General features: G+C 45.9%; 15 protein-coding genes. 9 read left to right on the plus strand and 6 right to left on the minus strand.

Translation table 11 applies throughout. The annotated features are described in order from the left end of the window. Positions 1-163: 163 nt before the first annotated feature. Positions 164-586, plus strand: coding sequence for a hypothetical protein (locus QZW82_RS26115; protein WP_293155112.1), 423 nt, complete (start codon positions 164-166; stop codon positions 584-586). 35 nt (positions 587-621) lie between these two features. Here QZW82_RS26115 and QZW82_RS26120 read toward each other — a convergent pair whose 3' ends face one another. The 4 genes from QZW82_RS26120 to QZW82_RS26135 form a co-directional block, all read right to left on the minus strand. Beyond that, on the minus strand, positions 622-1,389 hold the full coding sequence (locus QZW82_RS26120) for a Uma2 family endonuclease (RefSeq protein ID WP_293155116.1): 768 nt from the start codon (positions 1,387-1,389) through the stop codon (positions 622-624). Positions 1,390-1,429: 40 nt separating this feature from the next. Further along, the gene (locus QZW82_RS26125; protein WP_293155119.1) at positions 1,430-2,308 is read right to left on the minus strand and encodes a Uma2 family endonuclease; all 879 of its coding nucleotides are present in this window, start codon (positions 2,306-2,308) and stop codon (positions 1,430-1,432) included. A 103-nt stretch (positions 2,309-2,411) separates the two neighbouring features. Next, complete coding sequence (locus QZW82_RS26130) at positions 2,412-5,420, minus strand: EAL domain-containing protein (RefSeq protein ID WP_293155212.1); 3,009 nt, start codon at positions 5,418-5,420, stop codon at positions 2,412-2,414. Positions 5,421-5,683: 263 nt separating this feature from the next. Continuing rightward, on the minus strand, positions 5,684-5,848 hold the full coding sequence (locus tag QZW82_RS26135; protein WP_293155122.1) for a hypothetical protein: 165 nt from the start codon (positions 5,846-5,848) through the stop codon (positions 5,684-5,686). A gap of 154 nt (positions 5,849-6,002) precedes the next feature. On the opposite strand from QZW82_RS26135, the gene QZW82_RS26140 reads away from it, so the two are divergent. Next, positions 6,003-6,605: a transposase DNA-binding-containing protein gene (locus QZW82_RS26140; protein WP_293155125.1), complete on the plus strand. Its 603-nt coding sequence runs from the start codon at positions 6,003-6,005 to the stop codon at positions 6,603-6,605. Positions 6,606-6,632: 27 nt separating this feature from the next. Here QZW82_RS26140 and QZW82_RS26145 read toward each other — a convergent pair whose 3' ends face one another. Both QZW82_RS26145 and alaS read right to left on the minus strand, forming a co-directional pair. Further along, positions 6,633-7,268, minus strand: a complete 636-nt coding sequence (locus tag QZW82_RS26145) for a tetratricopeptide repeat protein (protein ID WP_293155128.1) — start codon at positions 7,266-7,268, stop codon at positions 6,633-6,635. A gap of 821 nt (positions 7,269-8,089) precedes the next feature. Beyond that, positions 8,090-10,744 (minus strand): alanine--tRNA ligase, encoded by a 2,655-nt coding sequence (gene alaS, locus QZW82_RS26150; RefSeq protein ID WP_293155131.1) that lies wholly within the window; start codon positions 10,742-10,744, stop codon positions 8,090-8,092. 658 nt (positions 10,745-11,402) lie between these two features. On the opposite strand from alaS, the gene QZW82_RS26155 reads away from it, so the two are divergent. From QZW82_RS26155 to QZW82_RS26185, 7 genes are all read left to right on the plus strand, one after another. Further along, a complete protein-coding gene (locus tag QZW82_RS26155; RefSeq protein WP_293155134.1) occupies positions 11,403-11,801 on the plus strand; it encodes a hypothetical protein in 399 nt (132 codons plus the stop codon). Between the two features lie 259 nt (positions 11,802-12,060). Continuing rightward, positions 12,061-12,669 (plus strand): hypothetical protein, encoded by a 609-nt coding sequence (locus QZW82_RS26160; RefSeq protein ID WP_293155138.1) that lies wholly within the window; start codon positions 12,061-12,063, stop codon positions 12,667-12,669. Positions 12,670-12,675: 6 nt separating this feature from the next. Beyond that, positions 12,676-15,627: an OmpA family protein gene (locus tag QZW82_RS26165; protein ID WP_293155141.1), complete on the plus strand. Its 2,952-nt coding sequence runs from the start codon at positions 12,676-12,678 to the stop codon at positions 15,625-15,627. 2 nt (positions 15,628-15,629) lie between these two features. Beyond that, entirely contained in the window at positions 15,630-16,166 is a 537-nt protein-coding gene (locus tag QZW82_RS26170) for a Rab family GTPase (RefSeq protein ID WP_293155144.1), read from the plus strand. A 249-nt stretch (positions 16,167-16,415) separates the two neighbouring features. Further along, positions 16,416-17,687 carry an RNA-guided endonuclease IscB gene (gene iscB / locus QZW82_RS26175; protein WP_293155147.1) on the plus strand — a complete coding sequence of 424 codons (1,272 nt, stop codon included), beginning with the start codon at positions 16,416-16,418 and terminating at the stop codon, positions 17,685-17,687. Positions 17,688-17,745: 58 nt separating this feature from the next. Beyond that, entirely contained in the window at positions 17,746-19,296 is a 1,551-nt protein-coding gene (locus QZW82_RS26180; RefSeq protein ID WP_293155150.1) for a PAS domain-containing sensor histidine kinase, read from the plus strand. A gap of 243 nt (positions 19,297-19,539) precedes the next feature. Further along, positions 19,540-20,694, plus strand: a complete 1,155-nt coding sequence (locus QZW82_RS26185) for a transposase (RefSeq protein WP_293155153.1) — start codon at positions 19,540-19,542, stop codon at positions 20,692-20,694. Positions 20,695-20,742 lie beyond the last annotated feature (48 nt).

Raw genomic sequence — 20,742 nt, forward strand, 5'->3', positions numbered from 1 at the left:
TTTAATCGTTCACTGTTCATTTAGGGAGTGGATAGGTTTTCTTTTTCACCCTCATTCTCTCCTGGGACGGTGGCTTTAGTTCTTCTTTTGCCACCGTTCTCATCTTTGGTTAGTCTAAACTACAGTAAATAGACACGCTAAACAAACTGCTATCGGAAACCACATGAACGTAATTCGCCCGGAAACATTGCAAAGATTAGTTGAACTGAAAGCTAAGCAACCAGGTTCGATCGATTTATTACAGTTAAAACCTTGTTTAGAACAACAGCCGTTTGGTGAGGAAGCCGATGCTAAGGTTAATCGCTATATTGATGATGTGCGGGAAAAGCTTAAAGTGCGAGCGCACCTCATCAAAATCGTGAAAAATCGTTTAGAAATCACAGGTGTTGAGAATGCTGGTGTTGAGGCTCTTCATGGGGCATATTATGCTAATCCCAATCCACCTCAGCCATTGAATCTGCAAGAAATGCACGAGATTTTAATAGAACTTTCCTCGCCATTGACGGGTTTTTTGGGGCGAATTAAAGGAGATGATTGGCGGCGCGATCGCTTTTATTTCCTGCGCGATTTACTGCTAGATGATTGAGGCATAATTGAGGCGAGTGCCACTATTTCAATTCCTTAAACAGTATCAGGATCTACTCCCAACTCCCGCAACTTAGCCGCCAATTTTTTAACGCGCTGACGTTCCTCTTGGAAATTTAGACGTTGCATTGCAGCTTGTTTAAATTCCCGCAATTGTGCTTGTTCTGCCTTAATCAACCCTTCCACTAATGGCGGATCTAAAATTTCATTGACTGATAATCTTAGATTCGGAAATACTATAGATACCATTTCCTCACCCGGCAAATAATCTACCTCTGCATAAATGTCATCATCTTCGGGAAATGCCATAACTCGCACTCGCTGTCTGTTTTGTGCCGGGTCAACAATTACATATTCTGGCACATCAGCTAAGTTGTACTCTGCTCGTTTAGTTATATAATCGACCCGCCGATTTTCGGTGACGACTTCTATTACTACTAACGGCGTTTCATCCAAGCCAAGAATGCCCCCTCCGGGCCTAGTAGCAGCTTGTTCCAAAATACTTTGAGTGCAGATAACTACATCAGGAATACGGGACGAATTTTCTTCGGTTCTCACTCCCAAGCCTCTTTTTACGACTAAGTTGAGATTGTGATCGGCTATGTAATGCCGCAATTTATAAACTAAATATTCGCAAATTTTGATGTCTAAAACTGTAGCTATTGGCATCGGAATTAACTTGCCTTTGTACAGTTCATATTGTACATCTATCTCTCCTTCATAAAATCGGTATTCTTCAAAGGTTAGTGTGGGTAAATTATCAACTGGCTGTTCTGTTAAAACTGGCGAAATTGATTGAGACATATCTTTGTAACCTCAGCGAGTATTTATGATTGTATTAAATTTAAACAAAAATATCAGGATCTACTCTCAATTCCCGCAACTTAGCCGCCAATTTTTCAGCGCGTTGACTCTGCTGCTCAGCGCGTTTATGCTCCTCATCAGCGCGTTGACGTTCCTCATCAGCGCGTTGACGTTCCTCCTCAGCTAGTTGACGCTGCTCATCAGCGCGTTGACGTTCCTCATCAGCGCGTTGACGTTCGATTACGGCTTGTTGCTGTGATTCCTGCAACTGAGCTCGTTCTGCCTTCACTAACTCGTCTACCAATGGTGGATTCAGTATTTCATCCACCGATAAAACCCAATCTGGAAATACTACAGATATCATTTCCTCACCAGGCAAGAAATCTGTCTGCGTATAACTCTCTTCACCTTCAATCAATGCAAAAAGCCTAATTTTTTGCTTGCCATTTTTAGGATCGACAATCACATATTCTGGCACATTCGCTAATTCGTACTCTCCCCGTTTGATAGCGTAATCTGCCCGCCGATCTTGGCTGACTACTTCTATCACTAATAGCGGCTTTTCATCAAAATCGAGGATGCCTGCACCGGATCTAGCCGCAGCTTGTTCGAGAAGACTTTTAGTGCAGACGACTACATCGGGAATCCGGGATTTATTTTCATCTGTTCTCACTCCTAAGCTAGTTTTCACTACTAAGTCGAGATTGCGATCGGCTAAATAACGCTGCAATTTGTAAACCAAATATTCGCAAATTTTGATATGTAAAATTGTTGCTGTTGGCATCGGGATTAATTTGCCTTTGTACAGTTCGTATTGTACATCAGGATCTCCTTGATAAACTCTGTATTCTTCAAAGGTTAAAGTTGGTGAAGTATCAACTTCTTTTTCTTCTAAAACTGGGGCGATTGATTGAGACATAGGTTTTGGTATGAGTAAGTTTGTAGGGTGCGTCAGGTGAAGTTGTGGGGCGACGATCGAGCGTTTGCGGACTGACGCACCCTACTAACTATTGTAGATCGGATTACCATTTGGGCGATCGCCTCAATAAGGCCGTAGCAGCCTCACTGCTGAGAGGTCTAGAGAAAAAGTACCCCTGACCGTACTCGCAGCCGATCGCCCGCAGTTGAGCCAATTGCACGGCGGTTTCGACACCTTCTGCGACTACCTCCATCCCCAAACTGCGCGCCAGCATAACGATCGCCCGCACGATTTCTAAATTTTCGCCGGCTTTCCCGATGCGACTGACAAAAGAGCGATCGACTTTCAAAATATTAATCGGGAATTTGTGCAAATAACTCAGAGACGAATAACCAGTACCAAAATCATCAATGCACAGCCCGATTCCCAACTCCCTCAACTGCGAAAGCATCGCCGCCGCCGCTTCCCCATCTTCCATCACCACAGTCTCAGTAATCTCCAACTTCAAACAGCGAGCATCAACACCCGTTTCCTGCAACACTTGCTTGATTTGCTCGATCGACTCTGGTTCCGAAAACTGCCTCCCCGAAAGATTGACTGCTACTGTCAGCGGCGAATTTCCCACAGGCAAATTCAAACTCTGCCACTGAATAATTTGGCGGCAGCTTTCGTTCAAAACCCACAAACCTAAAGGCATAATTAACCCAGTTTCCTCCGCCATCGCAATAAATTCCATCGGGGAAACTAAACCGCGTTCCGGGTGCAGCCAGCGCACCAGCGCCTCAAATCCGATCGTCGAGCCGGTTTTCAAACAAACTATCGGCTGATAATAAACAGTAAAAGGACATTCCAATTTAAGAGGAGCCAATTGTGATTTTGTACGCTCCAACTTCCAGTCAATTTCACATACAGGCGAGTTTTCCCCCGCCACCCCACCTGGAAAATCCACAATCGAATATGTCAAATTCAGTTCTTCAATCGACTGCCGCAAATCGTTTTCTAAGTGCATCAAAGCCACAGCCCGAGTGTGCATTGCACTCGTAAACACTTCGTAACGAGCTTTACCGAGAGCTTTTGCCCGGTACATCGCAATATCAGCATCGCGCAAAATATCTCCAGGCCACTGATATTTGTCGGTACTCATAGCAATGCCGATGCTAGCAGTAATTAAAACTTTATGACCTTCTAAATATAGCGGTCGTTCGATCGCCTTCAGAATTCCCTTTGCTTGGGCGATGGCTTCATCCACACCTTGAATTTCTTCCAGCAAAATCACAAACTCATCTCCCCCCAGACGTGCCACCGTATCTCCGGGGCGCAGACAAGTCAACAGACGGCGGCCCACAGCTACCAACAGCCGATCGCCCGTGCGGTGTCCCTGGCTGTCATTAATCACCTTAAACCTGTCCAAATCGAGAAACAGCACCGCAAATTGATAGTTCGGATGCCGTTTGACGCGGGCAAAAGCTTGACCCAACCTGTCAGTCAACAAAGCACGGTTCGGCAACTCCGTCAGCGCGTCGTGCAAAGCATCGTGCAACAATTGGTCTTCAGCCGCCTTGCGTTCAGTCACGTCGTGACAGTTGACGACAATTCCCCGCACCGAAGGTTCAGAGAGCAAATTCGTCGCCACCGCTTCCAACACGCACCAGAAACCCTGTTTGTGCCGCACCCGGTATTCCGCCAATCCCAGCCCAACTCTCGGCATTTGGATGACACCTTTGAACACTTGATCCACCATCGGCAATTCATCGGGGTGAATCAACTCAAACACAGACCGGCCGAGGACTTCCGCCGTCGGGTAGCCCAAAATCCGCTCTAGGGAAGGAGAGACATAGCGGCAAAAGCCTTTGTCGTCGAGAATTATAATAATGTCTCTGGCATTTTCAATCAGCGATCTAAAACGCTTTTCGCTTTGTCGCAGTTCTTGTTCCGTGCGCTTGCGATCGGTAATGTCGGTATTCATGTAAATGAGACCGACAATTTTCCCTGTAGGGTCTTTAATCGCATCGGCCCGCAGCAGCACTTGCAAAATTTGGCCGCTTTTTGTGCGGTTGGTAACTTCACCAGACCAAGAATAACCCCGGGCGATCGTGTCGAGGATCTCCGAGGCGACGGATGAGTCAGCAAAAACTGCCGGTATACCTCCAGCGAGTTTAAATTCCTGTGCGGTTTCCCATTCAAATAGCTGAGAAAAGGCTGGATTTTGATAGATGTGAGTCCCCGAAGCATCGCTGATGCCGATCGCGTCGCTCGAACTTTCCACCGCCTTGCGAGTCAGCACCAGAGCTTCTTCTGCCCGCTTGCGCTCGGTAATGTCAATCCCTACCAGACAAGCTGCATTCCCCCGATCGTACTTTTGAGCCACAATCAAATAATATCCCGCCGACTCTCCGCCCTCCGTTTTCACCTTAGCGCTGAGTTCTTTAACCGCTTCCGTAGCGTCGCCGGCAAAAAAATCCACCACAAAAGAGTAAAAATCCAAGCTAGCGCCCAGAAAACCGATATCCTGACCAACAAAGGCCGACGGCGACAAACCGTGCAGTTTAGCTAAGTGGTGGTTGACGCCCAAATAGCGCAAATCCGAGCTAATCCAAGATACTATGCCCGGAACTGCTTCCAAAATCGTTTGCAGTTGGTCGTTTGCTTGCTGCAAAGCTTCCTGCACTTCGATGCGTTCGGATAAGTCGGACTGAGTTCCGACGAAGTGAGTCAAATTACCGCTGCCGTCTCGCACGGGAGATAGGGACAATTTGTTCCAAAAAGGAGTACCGTCTTTGCGATAATTTTTGATTGTTACCTGCAATGCTATGCCTTCGCGCAAGGCTTCGCGGATTTTAGCTACTGTAGTGCGATCGGTATCCGGGCCCTGCAAAAATCGGCAGTTGCGCCCCAAGACTTCACCGGCGCAGTAGCCTGTGATCCTTTCAAATGCTGGATTGCAATAAATTATGGGACAGTCCGGTGCATTGGCGTCAGCAATGATAATACCGCTGGTAGTAGCAGCCAAAGCTCGATCGCGAAGCCACAGTGCTTCAGAAGCCGTATCGCGATCGGCTACGTCCCCCACTTCATCTAAATTATAAATTGACTGGTTATCCCGATTTCCCATCAGCCAAACTTTCAAGCCAACCTTTGCAATTTCCGAGTTGCTTCTTACTTTAACGTTTTTCAGGACTCGCGAACGTAGATTGCATCTTTGCCTTTAACTAAGCGGGATTTCACCTTAGTTGTTAGTTGTATTTTCTGCGCTTGCTGTGTCGGCATTTACACAAAGCGCACCTTCACTCCCGCAGTGAAAAACCCTCAATTCCTCTCCCCCTCTACCCCTCTCCCCCTCTGGGGAGCGCTCCGTCAATCAGGATGTGCAGCAACTTATTTACCAGGAGTCGCAGATTGACCGGGCGTATTAATCAAGGGTAGAGCCTCGTTGCTCCCCATTACTGTCGGAAACTGACCGTTCCATTTGTCGATCGCTTGCTGCTGCAAAATTTCGGGAGTTGAAATACCCGCACGCTTATCGAAGCGATTATAGTGCAATACGGTTTACTTAACACTATTTATGCCCGGAGATCCCCCTCGCATCCCCCTTAAGAAGCTATGCTTTATAAACATCTTTGTTAACAATAAAGTTGACAAAAATCAACATCTGTGATGTTAAACGATCGGGCGATCGCCCAGGAATGAGGTTAAAATGATCAATCAATGGGTAAGGGAAGAATTAGAAAAAACTGAATTGGGAGACGCAAGAAGGACAAATAGATTCATGAAAATTGTTTCTAATTTGAGCAATAAACCAGAATCTAGCGTCCCAGAAGCTAGTGGAACGTGGGCAGAAACTAAGACTACTTACGATTTCTGGGATTCACCATATATCAAACCAGCTCAGCTTAGGAAAGGACACATAGATGCGACGCTTTCAAGAATTAAAAATTATCAAATTATCTTAGCAATACAGGATACAACGGAATTAAATTATACTACGCATGAAGCAGTCAAAGGAGTCGGATATCTTGATAATAAATATGCTCATGGATTGAAAGTACATTCAAAGGAGGCAGCAACAACAGAGGGGCTACCATTAGGCATTATCGACCAATATGTCTGGGCAAGAGAGCCAAAATATCTAGGTAAAGCTGCTGAATGTTCTCAAAAATCAACTGAAGAAAAAGAGAGTCAAAGATGGCTTGATGGTTTAAAAAATACATTATCTATCATCCCTGATTCACAACAAGTAGTCACAATTGCTGACCGAGAAGCCGAGTTTTATGACTTGGAAGGCCTCTGCGAACCGTGAGAGAGCAGATTTTTTGATTCGAGCTACTCAAAACAGATGTTTAGAGTCTTCATCGAACCATCTTAAAGAAGAGATGGAATTGGTCGAACCGCAAGCTTGTAAAGCAGCTTGATAACATTCGATCGCCTTTTCGATATTCTCTCCTCGATCGAACTTGATTCTACGGCTGTAAGAAATTGCTAAATTATTTTGAGTCGTCGCCCAATCTAGGGGCAAAGCATCGCGGGTGCGAACTTGTAAAGCAGCTTCATAACATTCGATCGTCCGTTCGATATTCTCTCCTCGATCGAACTTGATTCTGTTTCTGTAAACATTTGCTAAATTATTTTGAATAACAGCCCAATTTTCGGCATAACTATCTCTGTTAAAAACTTGCAGCGCCATCTCATAACCTGCAATGGCAATTTCCATGTTACTGCTTTTGCTGCCGAGAGGAAACTGTTGAATTAAGTTACTAAAACTAAATATAGGAATAATAAATTTTATAGCTTCCTCTGACTCCATTGCTGCGAAAGTTTGAGTTGCCCACTCGCGCAGATATCGGGCAAAATTATCGTCTAATAATTCTAGATTCTGTTTTAGGAGGGCGATTTGTTCGTCTTCTGGGGAGTTGAGGAGGGATTGAATCAGATTGAGATAGGCTTCGTCGCGTTTTTGGTTCATTTTGCACAACCCATTTTTGGGATATTTTACATTGTTTGTGGGGGGAAGGCAAGTTCGGCCGCGAGCAATGTGCGGGATGTAACGGATTGATTGCGGGTTGATTGTGGAGGCTCCGGCGGTTGGAAACCGCAGCTATACAAACGATGTCCGCCGGACGCCGACGAAGAGGGTATTTGGAGATGGAAAATCGTTGGATGGAATCTTCAACCCGCTTGGCATGGGTTTGGTTTTTGTAGACGCGGTTTAAACCGCCGGGTTTCTCTCAATCAATTGGATGGAATCTTCAACCCGCTTGGCATGGGTTTGGTTTTTGTAGACGCGGTTTAAACCGCCGGGTTTCTCTCAATCAATTGGATGGAATCTTCAACCCGCTTGGCATGGGTTTGGTTTTTGTAGACGCGGTTTAAACCGCCGGGTTTCTCTCAATCAATTGGATGGAATCTTCAACCCGCTTGGCATGGGTTTGGTTTTTGTAGACGCGGTTTAAACCGCCGGGTTTCTCTCAATCAATTGGATGGAATCTTCAACCCGCTTGGCATGGGTTTGGTTTTTGTAGACGCGGTTTAAACCGCCGGGTTTCTCTCAATCAATTGGATGGAATCTTCAACCCGCTTGGCATGGGTTTGGTTTTTGTAGACGCGGTTTAAACCGCCGGGTTTCTCTCAATCAAGGCCCCGGCGGTTGGAAACCGCGTCTACACAAACGATGTCCGCCGGACGCCGACGAAGAGGGTATTTGAGGATGGAATCTTCAACCCGCTTGGCATGGGTTTTGTCTGTGTAGACGCGGTTTAAACCGCCGGGTTTCTGCCAGATTTTTTCCTAATTACCCAACGCTTCAACCAACAAATTGCGGGCACAATCCAACGCTTCCTGCAACTTACTAGCATCACGTCCCCCAGCTTGAGCTAAATTCGGCCGCCCGCCGCCTTTACCGCCGCAAAGTTGAGCAATTCCCCCAATAAACTTGCCAGCTTGCAATCCCTTCCGATTAACTTCGGGACTAAAAGCAGCCACCAAACTTACCTTATCAACATCAGCAACCGAAGCCAAAACAACCGCAGCATTTCCTAATTTTTGCTGCAACCTTTCCGCCGCAGTTTTCAGCGCTTCTGCATCGACATCTCCCAATTGAGCTACAATGATTTTGAAATCACCGATCGCCTCAGCCGCATTTAACAACTGGTCAGATTTTGCGATCGCCAATTCCGACTTCACAGCAGCTAACTGTTTCTGAGTATCCTTCAACTCATTCTGCAAATTAGTGATGCGGTTGGGCAATTCTTCGGGTTTCGCCTTAAATCGATCGCCCAAATCGCGCACAACCCTGTCCCGCACGTTCAAATAATCCAACACAGCCTGGCCCGAAACCGCCTCAATCCGGCGAGTACCAGCCGCAACCCCCGCTTCGGAAACAATCTTAAACAGCCCGATTTCAGCCGTATTGCTGACGTGAGTCCCCCCGCACAATTCCATTGAAACCCCGGGAAAGTCGATTACCCGCACCACGTCGCCGTACTTCTCGCCAAACATGGCTGTGGCGCCTTTTTCTCTGGCTTGGGCGATCGGCATTTCGGCAACTTCCGCAGCGTGGGCTTCGGCAATCCAACTATTAATTAAGTCCTCAATTTTTTGCAACTCTTCTGCTGTGACAGCGCGCGGAGAATTGAAATCAAATCGCAATCTTTCTGTCGATACCAGGGAACCCGCTTGGGAAATCGAATCGTCTACAATTTTTCGCAAAGCTGATTGTAATAAGTGAGTTGCTGTGTGGTTGGCTTGAATTCGGCGGCGGCCGCTATTGTCAATTTTCGCAGTCAAACTATCGCCAACTTTTATGGTTCCCCGTTCCACAAAGCCGAAATGCACGAAGAAATCCGACTCCTTCTTCACATCATCAATTCTCACCAACAAACCATCACCATTTTCTCCGCTTTGCAAATAACCTTTATCCCCAAGTTGTCCGCCGGATTCTGCATAAAACGGCGTTTGGTTCAACACAACTTGTACCTCGGTTCCCGCCTCTGCTGATTCCACAGCTTCACCGTCAACCAAGATAACTTTGATTTCAGCTAAACTCGATAATTCAGTATAACCGAGAAACTCAGTTTTCTGGATGGTTTCAGCCAACTTATCCAAGGAACCCTGCACAGTCAAATCGATTGTTTGATGAGCGTTTTGAGCGGTAGTTTGCTGCACTTCCATTGCCGCCTTAAAGCCCGCTACATCGACCGTTAACCCCTGTTCCTCGGCTATTTCTTGAGTCAATTCTAAAGGGAAACCGTAAGTATCGTAAAGCTTAAAAGCATCTTGCCCTGCAATTTGATTTTGACCTTGCTGCTGCAACTTGTTGACAATTTCCTCCAGCAGCTTCTCTCCGCGTTCCAAAGTCTTGAGAAACTGCGCCTCTTCCCTTGCCAATTCCGCCTTAATTTGAGCTTCCCGCGATCGCACATTTGGATAAGCAGCTTCCGAAAGGGCGATCGCACTTTCAGCCACCCGCACCGTAAATTCGCCCTGAATCCCAATCAGCCGCCCGTGGCGCACCACCCGGCGAATCAACCGACGCAAAATGTAACCGCGCCCTACATTTGACGCGCGAATTTCGTCTGCAATCATGTGTACCACAGCCCGAATGTGGTCGCCAATTACTTTCAGCGAAACCTTGACATTTTCATCGCTATTGTGGTAATCAATTCCCGCAATTTCCGCCGCCGATTGGACGATCGGAAAAATCAAATCTGTTTCGTAATTGTTAGGGACTTTCTGGAGGATTTGCGCCATCCGTTCCAATCCCATCCCAGTATCAATATTTTGATTTTGCAGCGGTGTTAAATTGCCCTCTGCATCCTTATTGTACTGCATGAAAACCAGGTTATAAAATTCAATAAACCTGCTATCATCTTCGAGGTCAATATTATCACCTCTTTCTGGGTGGAAATCGTAATAAATCTCGGAACACGGGCCGCAGGGGCCTGTGGGGCCAGATTGCCAGAAATTGTCTGCTTCTCCCATGCGTTGAATGCGATCGCCCGGAATGCCAATTTCATCGCGCCAAATCGCAAAAGCTTCGTCATCTTCCCGGAAAACGCTAACAACTAAATTGGACGCAGGTAAACCGAAAACCTCCGTGGAAAGTTCCCAAGCCCAGGCAATTGCCTGTTTCTTGAAATAATCTCCAAAACTGAAATTTCCCAACATCTCAAAAAACGTGTGGTGGCGGGCGGTACGGCCGACGTTTTCGATGTCGTTGGTGCGGATGCACTTTTGCGAAGTGGTAGCGCGCGGTGATTCGGCTGTGCGCTGTCCGAGAAATATCGGCTTAAATTGTAGCATTCCGGCGATCGTCAGCAATACAGTCGGATCTTCGGGCACTAAAGAAGCACTGGGCAAAATTTTGTGTCCCCGCTGGGCGTAAAAGTCGAGGAATGTTTGGCGGATTTGACTACCGCCGAGAGACTTAGGAGTAATAGACATGACAAAAACACTTAAGTATGTAAAGTTGTAGCAACAATAGAATTTATAGGAATTGAGCACGGGTGTCCAGAAACCGGGTTTTGCTACCAGAATAGTTGCTTAAAATCCTCAATCTCGGTGAAAAAACCCGGTTTCTTTGCGGGCAAGTGCGTGAGTCCTAACTTACATCTATGTGGATATTTATATCATTATACTTAGTAATGTAAAGACCCATCAACTTTTACAAATAGTGCTTTACTCATTTGAAAGGTCGTGCTAACTTAACAATAGACACCGGGACAGAAAGAAACAGGAGGTCGCTATATTTAGAAGCAAAGTTCAAGGATATAGACATGGTGTCTCCGGTCTAAATTCCGAAGCGCGGTCGAAATTAACCGAACACAACTTGTAATAGTGGCGGCACTGCCATCGCGCAGTCAAGCCAAACCGCAGTCGAGTCAGACTTATTGTGTTTGCGGATTAAAAGTAAAGCTGCACAAGTTGTAAACCCTAGTAAGCATATTGTTCTCTACCGGAAACACATCTCGTTTGTTAGAAAATCAAAGATTCTTATATTATTGGGTCTGGTCGCTGTCGATCGGGCCCTACGCTTTTTTATAGCGAAATGGAAAGAGGGGAGAGGGGAAATGGGAAGAGGGGGAGAAGGGGAGAGGGGGAAATGGGGAGAGGGGGGGAAGAATGCCGATGGAAGTATCTTTCCGCAAGCTCTTATAGTGCTGTCCCCGAAGACCAAGTCTTTGATAGTGCGATCGTCTCGCTCGCTTGCGGAACTCACTTCGAGCGTTCCGCTTTATTCGTGCTATCCGGCTCGGACTGCTGTGACTCGATCGAGCTTTTGAGTAATACCTTATACATAACGGGCGATCGCGCCCGCGCGTTTTTTGCCGTAGCCGACGCCCTCTGGGATGACGCACTGTCAATATGCGATATCATTGAAAAGTCAGCACAAGAGCTTACAACCTACCTTGCTGTCTGGAGGAATGTCTGCGCTCTTCTGAGCTTGCTGCAAGGCAAGAATAGCAAACCGCTATTTTGGGGAGCCTCGTTGTGGCTCTGATGATTGCCTCCAAGAACCTGAATTTCAGCAGATTTAGAGTTAAGCTTCTCAAGAATCTCATCCCCGACTTTCGGGGTGGGACTATCCAAAAGTCTATCTGTCCCCAGTCAAAAAGCCCCTGTATCTGACAACTGTCAACGATCGCAGTAAAAGTCAGCAGCACGTCTTTTGACCCTGCTCAAACCGTTAGACTAGCAGTTTAGCACAAAATATAGTACAGTTCTTAAGCTCACAATTTTCGGAGATTCGAGGTAAAATCATGGCCGAAATAACTAAAGAAGAAATGCGCGAACGCCTGGGAAATATTGACCAGATTCGCGATATAATTTTCGGGGCGCAGCTTAGAGAATACGACAATCGCTTCGACAAAATAGATTCCGACTTGTCGATGATGCAGCAAGATATGCACGCTCGCATCGAACAGGTGAAAACTGTTCTGTCCACAGAAATGAGGGCGGCAGTTGATTCGTTAGAAAAGAAAGTTAAATCGCTCACCTTAAATACGCAAGAAGAAAGCGCTGACCTCCGGCAGCAAATCGATCGCGTTAACCGCAAATGCTCCAGCACCATCGAAGCCCTCGACGAGGCGATAGACAATCAAACCAGTTCCATTCGCGACGAACTCTCCCAAACCAGAGAGCGACTCTCCGAAGAAACCCGCACTTTGAAAACACAGGTTTTTGAAGAACTAGACCGACGCTTTTCCATGCTCAGAGATGTTAAAGTTTCCAGAGATGACATGGCAGAAATTCTGTTTGAACTAGGAATGAGACTCAAAGGAACAGAATTTGTGCCCGAACTTAAAGGCGTTGCTGATAATAAGTCAAATAACGAATTTTTGTTGCCGGAGCGCCACCATCACGGATAATAACGCATGGCTTTACCGAAAGAAAATCCAGAAGTTGAAAATCAGCTAGAGGGTTTTGTTTCTAAACCTGACGAGTCTGCTGCCTCGGCAGCAACCCAGCTAGACCCCTTGCTTAATCTGTTATTCGATCTCAAAATTATTGCTGGTTCAAAGCAGCAAAATCCCGAGTCCGAAGCTGACAGCAGCGGCAAAAACGGTCAAGCTGGGGCCCTCGGCGGGTCGATCGATTTGTTAAGTATTTCCTCCGCACAGCCAGAGGAAATTGCAGCGCAGCAAAATCCCGAACCCGAAGCTGCTAGCAGCAGCGACAAAAACAGTCAAGCTGGAACCCTCGGCGGGTTGATGGATTTGTTAAGTATTTCCTCCGCACAGCCAGAGGGAATTGCAGCGCAGCAAAATCCCGAACCCGCAACTGGCAGCAGCGGCAAAAACAGTCAAGCTGGAGCCCTCGGCGGGTTGATGGATTTGTTAGGTATTTCCTCCGCACAGCCAGAGGAAATTGCAGCCGTGCCAGAAACTGGCTCTTGCCAACCCGATTCTACTGCTTCCCCGGCTGTTGCAGACGAGTCCAAAAATTTGCTGTTCGCTACTCACAAACTCAACACTTCTGAACTGGAAAGAAACTATTCCTCAGCTAAAACTATAGATGTTTCCGCAGATGTTTCGGACTTGGAGAAAGAATCACCGTCGCTACAAGCATTGTCTGACTTGACAATTTCTGATTCTCCCCAGTACGTACAGGGCGCAAAATCCCCGGATTCCGACACCGCTGTAGAGAATTCGCCCATTCCCCAAACTCTCGCGCCACCCGCAGCAACCGATCCGAATTCCTCAGTGTCCGGACTTTCGCAGCCATCCCAAAAAATATATGCAGATGCAAGTGCGGCATCAATTGAACCGAAGCGGCAGTCGCAAGAACAGCCGATACCACTATCGCAGCGATCGGAAATCTTAGGCGATATTAAACAAGACTTCAATGAAGCCGACAGCGCGATGGGAAGGCTGCAAAATCTGATTTTTGGCTCGCAAATGTCAGATATCGAGCAAGTCAAAAATCTCCTAGCAGAAACTGATTTGCCGGGGGTGTGCAATCTGCTAGCAAGCATCGACTCTAAATTAGAAAAACTGGAACACCAAATCTACGATCCACAAGAGCTGATCGCCCTAATGCTGCCTTGGATCGCAGAAATTCTCAGCCGCAAAATTGCCGATTCCAGAGAAGAAGTTGTTAACGCGATAGTCCCAATTATTGATGAAGTGATTAGGGCTAAAACTGTGGAAAACAGGCAAGCAATGAGTTCGGCGATAGGTGAGTTACTGCCCGACGCACTTGCTCAACAAATAGAAAATTCGCCAGCGGATATTGCTCGGGCGATCGCCCCAGAAATGGGTTTGGCGATAAAAGAGCAAATTCGCCTCGATCAAGAGTCGATCGCCCAAGCCCTCGCCCCGGAAATGGGCAAAGCCATTACAGCCCAAATCGCCCTCGAACGCGACTCTATGGTGGATGCTCTCTATCCCGTCATTGGCAGTACGATCTCTAAATACATGGCAGAAGCTATTAAAACTATCAACGAAAAAGTCTCAAATAGCTTAAGCATGGAAGGAGTTGGGCGCAAAATTCGCTCCCAAGTACAAGGAGTCTCCGAAGCTGAATTAATCCTCAGAGAATCAATACCTTTTACCGTCCAAGCAGCATTGTTAATTCACAAGGCATCTGGCTTGGTAATTTCCGAAGTTCAACACCCCGCAGGCAATTACCAGTTAGAAGCGGAAATGGTAGCAGGAATGCTCACAGCTATTCGCAGCTTTGTGAACGAATGCATCGTTCAGCCCGGAGAAATTTCTGAACTCAATCTAATTGAATACGGCGACTCCAAAATAATGCTAGAAGTAGCGGGATACTGCTACATGGCAGTCGTGATTAAAGGAGAACCGCCACAGTCGTTCATTAACAAACTCCGGCAAACACTTACTAATCTGATCCTTAATTACGCTAAATTAATTCACGAGTTTAACGGCGATCCCGGTACTATACCGGACTCTCTGCACCCGTTCATCCAAAGTTTATTCGACCCGGTGGAAAAGGAAAAATCTAAAAAACCCCCCTTCGTACTGATCGGGGCGACGATCGCAGCGCTAACCTTAATCTTAACACCTTGGGGAATTCATCAGCACCGCCGGAGCATTGACCGCCCCCTGGCAACAAATGCCGCTTTAGCTTTAGCCTCGACCCCAGAATTAGCGGTTTACCGCTTGAACGCCGAGGTGGAGGGCAACACTCTCAAGTTAACCGGAAAATTGCCAAATCCAGAATTGCGCGCCAAAGCCGCCAAAATAGCCGCCTCAACTGCACCAAATCTGAAATTAGACAATCAAATTGTCGCTGTAGATGTACCTCCAGATCCCGTGTTGACGGCCGGTGAGGTGCAGCGGATCACCGCTGTTTTGAACCGCTTGTCGGGTGTTTCTATTTCTAGTCGGTATGGCGATCGCAAAGTTACAGTAGAGGGGACAGTCATGGAGGCTGCCGACTCACAGAAAATTGCTCAGTCCCTGAAGCAAATTCCCGGCGTTGAGTCAGTCGTTAGCACTGTGAAACTAGATCCGCTTAAAATTGCCACCCGCATCTACTTCGACCAAGGAACGACAACATTAGACTCAGCATCAGAAGAAATTATCGCCAGTGTTAAAAGTTTCATGGATCAATATCCTCAAAAACAGATTAAGATAATTGGACACAGCGATCGCACTGGGGAACTTGTCATCAATCAACGGTTGTCGCTCCAGCGTGCCGCAGCAGTGCGAGATGCTTTGGTGCGGCAAGGTGCCGATCCGAAGCGCCTGCTTACGGTTGGCAGTCAAAATCCTCCCCCCGGCGTGGAACCCAATCAACCGCTACTTTTAAGCAGATGCGTGCTATTTGAACCAATAACTAAGACCATAAACAGCAAATAATTATGTCAGTTACTATATCTAAAAAAATGTGCATGATCGGCGACTTTGGCGTCGGTAAAACCAGTCTGATCCGCCGTTTTGTCGATCGGCAATTCAGCGACGAGTACCTCTCCACCGTAGGAGTAAAAATTTCCCGCAAAAGTATCGCATTAGAAAACACCAAACACCCGGAAAGTGTCACCGCACAGTTGCTGATTTGGGACTTAGAAGGACATACAAAATTCAAAGGAATCGCACCGACTTACTTACAAGGAGCTAGCGGCGTTTTAATCGTTGCCGATGTCAGCCGATCCGAAACAGTTGAGCGAATCTCCGAACACGTCAAGCTGTTTTCTTCAGTCAATCCCAAAGGGTCAATTATCGTCGCTTTGAACAAAGTAGACTTAATTGACGAAGAAAAATTGGCACTGCTAGTAGAAATCTCCCACTCAATCGGTCAAGACAAAGTAATAGCAGTTTACACCACATCGGCTAAAACTGGCAAAGACGTTGACGAAATTTTTCACAAACTAGCTTACACAATGGTAGAACAAGCATGAACCGTTCGTAGATGTATACCCACATCTACCCAAACAGAGCCTGCATTGGGTAGATGCTGCAAACGTGCAGGAACAGGATAAGACCTACGTTGTTTGAGTCATGACACCTACAGATGAACGCCAGTTTGTAGCTCTGTCGATTGCTATTAAGGAACGGATTAATTACATACAGATCCGCGTGTTGCACTCCCAACAAGCTCTTTCAACATTTCCGAGGCAAACATTACTTAGAAATAAGGCTGACAGAAGATGTCAAACTACGTTTTTCTCATTGATGCCAACAAAAAACCGATGAATCCGGTTCATCCCAGTCACGCCAGAAAACTTTTAGATTCGGGCAAGGCTGCGGTGTTTCGGCGCTATCCGTTCACACTGCTCCTCAAGCGAGTAGTAGAAAACATTGTTGTTCATCCGCTCACACTCAAGATCGATCCCGGTTCTAAAGTGACAGGCATCTCGCTTGTCACTGACCGTAATGAAGCGATCTGGGGGGTAGAATTAGAGCATCGAGGGCAACAGATCGAAGATGCTTTACAGTCCCGTCGTGCAGTTCGTAGAGGACGCAGAAATCGCAATACTCGCTATCGTCAAGCCAGATATTTCAATCGTAAACGTCCTCAAGGATGGTTGGCGCCATCTTTGATGCACCGAGTTTTGACGACTGAAACATGGATAAAACGACTCCGCAAGTTTGCACCTATCGGAGATATCAAGTTAGAGCTTGTCCAATTCGATACGCAACAGCTAGAGAATCCTGAAATCTCTGGCATTGAATATCAGCAAGGCGAATTACAAGGTTACGAAGTTCGTGAGTATCTACTTGAAAAGTGGGAGCGAAAATGTGCTTACTGTGATGCCGAAAATATTCCGTTGCAAATCGAGCATATCCAACCTAAAGCTAAAGGTGGCTCTAACCGAATTTATAACCTGTGTTTGGCTTGCGAAAAGTGCAATCTTAAAAAAGCAACTCAGGATATTAGGGATTTCTTGAAAGGCAAGTCCGATCTAGCTTCGAGAATCCTCTCTTGGGCCAAATCTCCTCTCAAAGATGCGGCTGCTGTGAATTCTACTCAGTGGAAATTGTTTAAAACCTTGAAAGTCACTGGATTGCTTGTCACTACTGGCACTGGCGGACAAACGAAGTTCAATAGAACTCGATTAGGACTGCCTAAAGAACATTGGATTGATGCTGCCTGTGTGGGTGTCACTCCATCCTTGAAAATCTTAACCACTCGCATTTTGAGAGTTAAGGCAACAGGAATGGGAGGAAGGCAACGATGCCAGACGGATAAGTTTGGGTATCCCCAGAAACATCGTCCATTACGTCCGATTTTCGGGTTTTGTACTGGGGACATTGTTCGGGCTGATGTCCCGAAAGGTAAGTACAAAGGGACGTTCACTGCTAGAGTTTGTCCTATGTCAGATGGAAGAGGTGAGTTTGTTATTGACAAAAAACGGAGGTCAATCAGGTTGGAATATTGCACAACTGCTCACAGGAAAGATGGTTACAGCTATGCCTGAAAACATACTCAAAAAAGAAGGAGTGTCTAGATATGTCCACCAATAATTATCGAACAGTATGAACCCCCTTTTTAGAAAGCTCTTGGGCCCCCGACAAACAGAGTATCTGATAGTAAATCACAATTTCATTATTCAGGAAACCTCTGCCGAAGTGCAGAATTATGCCGATACTCCGGGTGACGCGCTCCCCGGTACAGATGCTCGCATCTGTTTTCCCGAACTGATTGGAATTGAAAATATCCTCATGTCGATCGTGATGGGAAGGCGGCCGAGTTTTGAACTCAAAGGAATCGCTCGGTTTGCCGACAACAACCGCCCTTTATACTTCGATATGTTGGCGATAGAACATGAAAACGAACAAGATGTGGCAAGTAATTTGCTAATTTTGATTGAAGATGCCACCGAAAAAATGGTGATGAAGCAATCCTTGATTCAGAGAGCGAATGAAGCTAATCTTTTGCTGAGCGCCTTAGCCGCTTCAAAAGATTATATAGATAAAGTGATTCGCTCCATGGGCGATGCTTTGTTGGTGACAACAACATTAGGAATTATCAAAACAGTCAATCAATCGGCACAATGGTTATTTGGGTACAGCGAAGCAGAATTGATCGACCAGCCCCTCTCAATCGTAGTAGTCGAAGAAACATTGCTTTACCAAGGTCGGCACCGCTATATTTTGTCTCAAAAAGAGCTGCTCAGAGAATTGGAAGTAGTCTGCACTACTAAATCGGGAGAAGAAATTTGGGTAGAATTTTCCTGCTCGGCAATTCAGACAGAATTAGACGGACTTTATGATTTCATCTATATCGGCAGAGACATCACAGAACGCAAGCAAGAAGACATGGAAATTCGTCGCTCTCTGGTAAAAGAGCAAGAACTCAGACAGCTTAAATCTCGTTTTTTCTCGATGCTGGCTCACGAATTCGGCAATCCTTTAAATACAGTATTATTTGCTACTCAAATTCTCAAAGAATATGGGGACGAAATTACCCAAGCCGAAAAACAAGAATACCTCCAACACGTTAAATCAGCATCTAAACACATGGCTCAGCTATTAGATGACGTGCGGTTGCTCAGCAGCGCCGAAGCTGGAAAACTCCAATTCAATCCCGCACCACTTGACTTGCGAAAATTTTGCAGCGAGTTAGTAGAATCAATAAAAATTAGCTACGGGCAAAATCATAAAATTAATTTTGTTTGCAGAAAATCTATTCTGCCTGGGAAAAAAACAGCTCCGGAATCGGAGGTACCAGAATACTCGCCCGCACTGGATGCCAAATTGCTGCGGCACATCTTGACAAATTTGCTGTCAAATGCTGTCAAATATTCGCCGATCGACAGCTATATTGATTTTCAATTAAATTATCATAGTGAAGAAGCTATATTTAAAATAAAAGATGCGGGCATTGGCATTCCTATAGAAGACCAAGAACAACTGTTTGAATCTTATTACCGGGCCCAAAATGTCGGAAAAATACCTGGTACAGGGCTGGGTTTATCTATAGTTAAACAGTGTGTAGACCTGCACGGAGGTCAAATCGAATTTTCCAGCGACACAGGGTTAGGCACTACCTTTGTAGTCACAATTCCATTTGCAAAACAGAGGTAATACGATTTTCGATTTTAGAATTGGGAATGACTGTGATGATATTGAGCTTGCCTAGAGTTGCATTTTCTTTGAAATTGATATCAAGAGGTTAATCTCAGATCGTTTGATACAGAGGGCACGTTCACCAAATAAATGGGCGGAGCGAAGTGGAGGGCTGAAGCCCCGTCCTTCTAGGACGGCTTTAATTCTTCTGATTCTATCGGAGAGTCATGATATAATAGAGTAAGTAAAGTGCCAGCAAAAATGAAAGCAAGGTATCGCTATAGATTCTATCCGACCGACCAACAGAAACAGAGCCTAGCTCAGTTATTTGGCTGCGTTCGCGTAGTCTGGAATGATGCTCTTGCACTTTGTAAACAGTCTGAGAAAAAGCCAAGTTCGGCAGAACTTCAAAAAACAGTAATAACCAGAGCGAAACAAACTGAGGAAAGAACTTGGCTGAGTGAAGTCTCGGTAGTTCCATTACAACAATCTGTAGCCGCTCTGGAAACAGCTTTTAAGAACTTTTTCGATTCGTGTAAAGGAACGAGAACAGGGCGAAAAGTTGGATATCCTAAGTTCAAGAAAAAAACAAACATCCAATCGGCAAGGCTTACTATCCATGGTTTTTCCATGAAGGAAGATGGCGGTGTCTATCTAGCTAAAATCGGCATCGTCAAACCGATTTGGTCTAGGGTTTTACCATCTGAGCCTAGTTCTGTAACTGTCATCAAGGATTGCGCTAACCGATATTTCCTTAGCTTTGTCGTAGAGGTTAACCCCCATCGAGTTGATGTCAAGAATCAAAGTATTGGCATTGATTTGGGAATTAAAACCTTTGCTGTGATGAGCGATGGAACGGCAGCCCAAAGTCCTAGTTACAAACAGTTAGAACGGAAAATCCGCAGATTGCAACGCAAACTAGCAAGACAACCCAAAGATTCCAAACGCAGAAATAAAACCCGCCTCCAGATTGCTAAATGGCACAACCAAATAGCGGATACCCGGAAAGACTTCCTGCACAAATTGTCTACTAAAATAGTCAACGATAACCAAGTGATTGTTTTAGAAGATTTGAATGTATCGGGCATGGTCAAAAACCGCAAACTTGCAAGGGCTATCAGTCAGCAAGGGTGGTATGAATTTAGGGTGCTATGTGAGGGTAAATCCGAGAAATTGGGCAGAGAGTTGAGGGTAATCAGCCGTTGGGAACCTACAAGCCAAACTTGCTCAGATTGCGGGTTTAAATGGGGGAAATTAGATCTTTCAATTCGGGAGTTAATCTGTTTAAACTGCGGTATACATCAAGATAGGGATTTGAACGCAGCAAGAAATATAAATCAAGTCGGGATAGGGCATTGCCACGACTTTAAACAGACACAGAGAGAAGGTAAGACCACTTGTGGCACATCTCGGTGAAGTGTCAAGAATCCCACGGTACGGCCGGGGAGTATGTCAACACTACAA

The organism is Microcoleus sp. bin48.metabat.b7b8b9.023, from assembly GCF_013299185.1.
In the GTDB taxonomy this organism is placed as follows: Bacteria; Cyanobacteriota; Cyanobacteriia; order Cyanobacteriales; family Microcoleaceae; genus Microcoleus.

What these genes read in the sequence shown, in the direction of transcription:
- QZW82_RS26115 (WP_293155112.1), top strand. Translation starts at nt 164, where the DNA reads ATGAACGTAATTCGCCCGGAAACATTGCAAAGATTAGTTGAACTGAAA.
- QZW82_RS26120 (WP_293155116.1), bottom strand. Translation starts at nt 1,389, where the DNA reads ATGTCTCAATCAATTTCGCCAGTTTTAACAGAACAGCCAGTTGATAAT.
- QZW82_RS26125 (WP_293155119.1), bottom strand. Translation starts at nt 2,308, where the DNA reads ATGTCTCAATCAATCGCCCCAGTTTTAGAAGAAAAAGAAGTTGATACT.
- QZW82_RS26130 (WP_293155212.1), bottom strand. Translation starts at nt 5,420, where the DNA reads ATGGGAAATCGGGATAACCAGTCAATTTATAATTTAGATGAAGTGGGG.
- QZW82_RS26140 (WP_293155125.1), top strand. Translation starts at nt 6,003, where the DNA reads ATGATCAATCAATGGGTAAGGGAAGAATTAGAAAAAACTGAATTGGGA.
- QZW82_RS26145 (WP_293155128.1), bottom strand. Translation starts at nt 7,268, where the DNA reads ATGAACCAAAAACGCGACGAAGCCTATCTCAATCTGATTCAATCCCTC.
- alaS (WP_293155131.1), bottom strand. Translation starts at nt 10,744, where the DNA reads ATGTCTATTACTCCTAAGTCTCTCGGCGGTAGTCAAATCCGCCAAACA.
- QZW82_RS26155 (WP_293155134.1), top strand. Translation starts at nt 11,403, where the DNA reads ATGGGGAGAGGGGGGGAAGAATGCCGATGGAAGTATCTTTCCGCAAGC.
- QZW82_RS26160 (WP_293155138.1), top strand. Translation starts at nt 12,061, where the DNA reads ATGGCCGAAATAACTAAAGAAGAAATGCGCGAACGCCTGGGAAATATT.
- QZW82_RS26165 (WP_293155141.1), top strand. Translation starts at nt 12,676, where the DNA reads ATGGCTTTACCGAAAGAAAATCCAGAAGTTGAAAATCAGCTAGAGGGT.
- QZW82_RS26170 (WP_293155144.1), top strand. Translation starts at nt 15,630, where the DNA reads ATGTCAGTTACTATATCTAAAAAAATGTGCATGATCGGCGACTTTGGC.
- iscB (WP_293155147.1), top strand. Translation starts at nt 16,416, where the DNA reads ATGTCAAACTACGTTTTTCTCATTGATGCCAACAAAAAACCGATGAAT.
- QZW82_RS26180 (WP_293155150.1), top strand. Translation starts at nt 17,746, where the DNA reads ATGAACCCCCTTTTTAGAAAGCTCTTGGGCCCCCGACAAACAGAGTAT.
- QZW82_RS26185 (WP_293155153.1), top strand. Translation starts at nt 19,540, where the DNA reads ATGAAAGCAAGGTATCGCTATAGATTCTATCCGACCGACCAACAGAAA.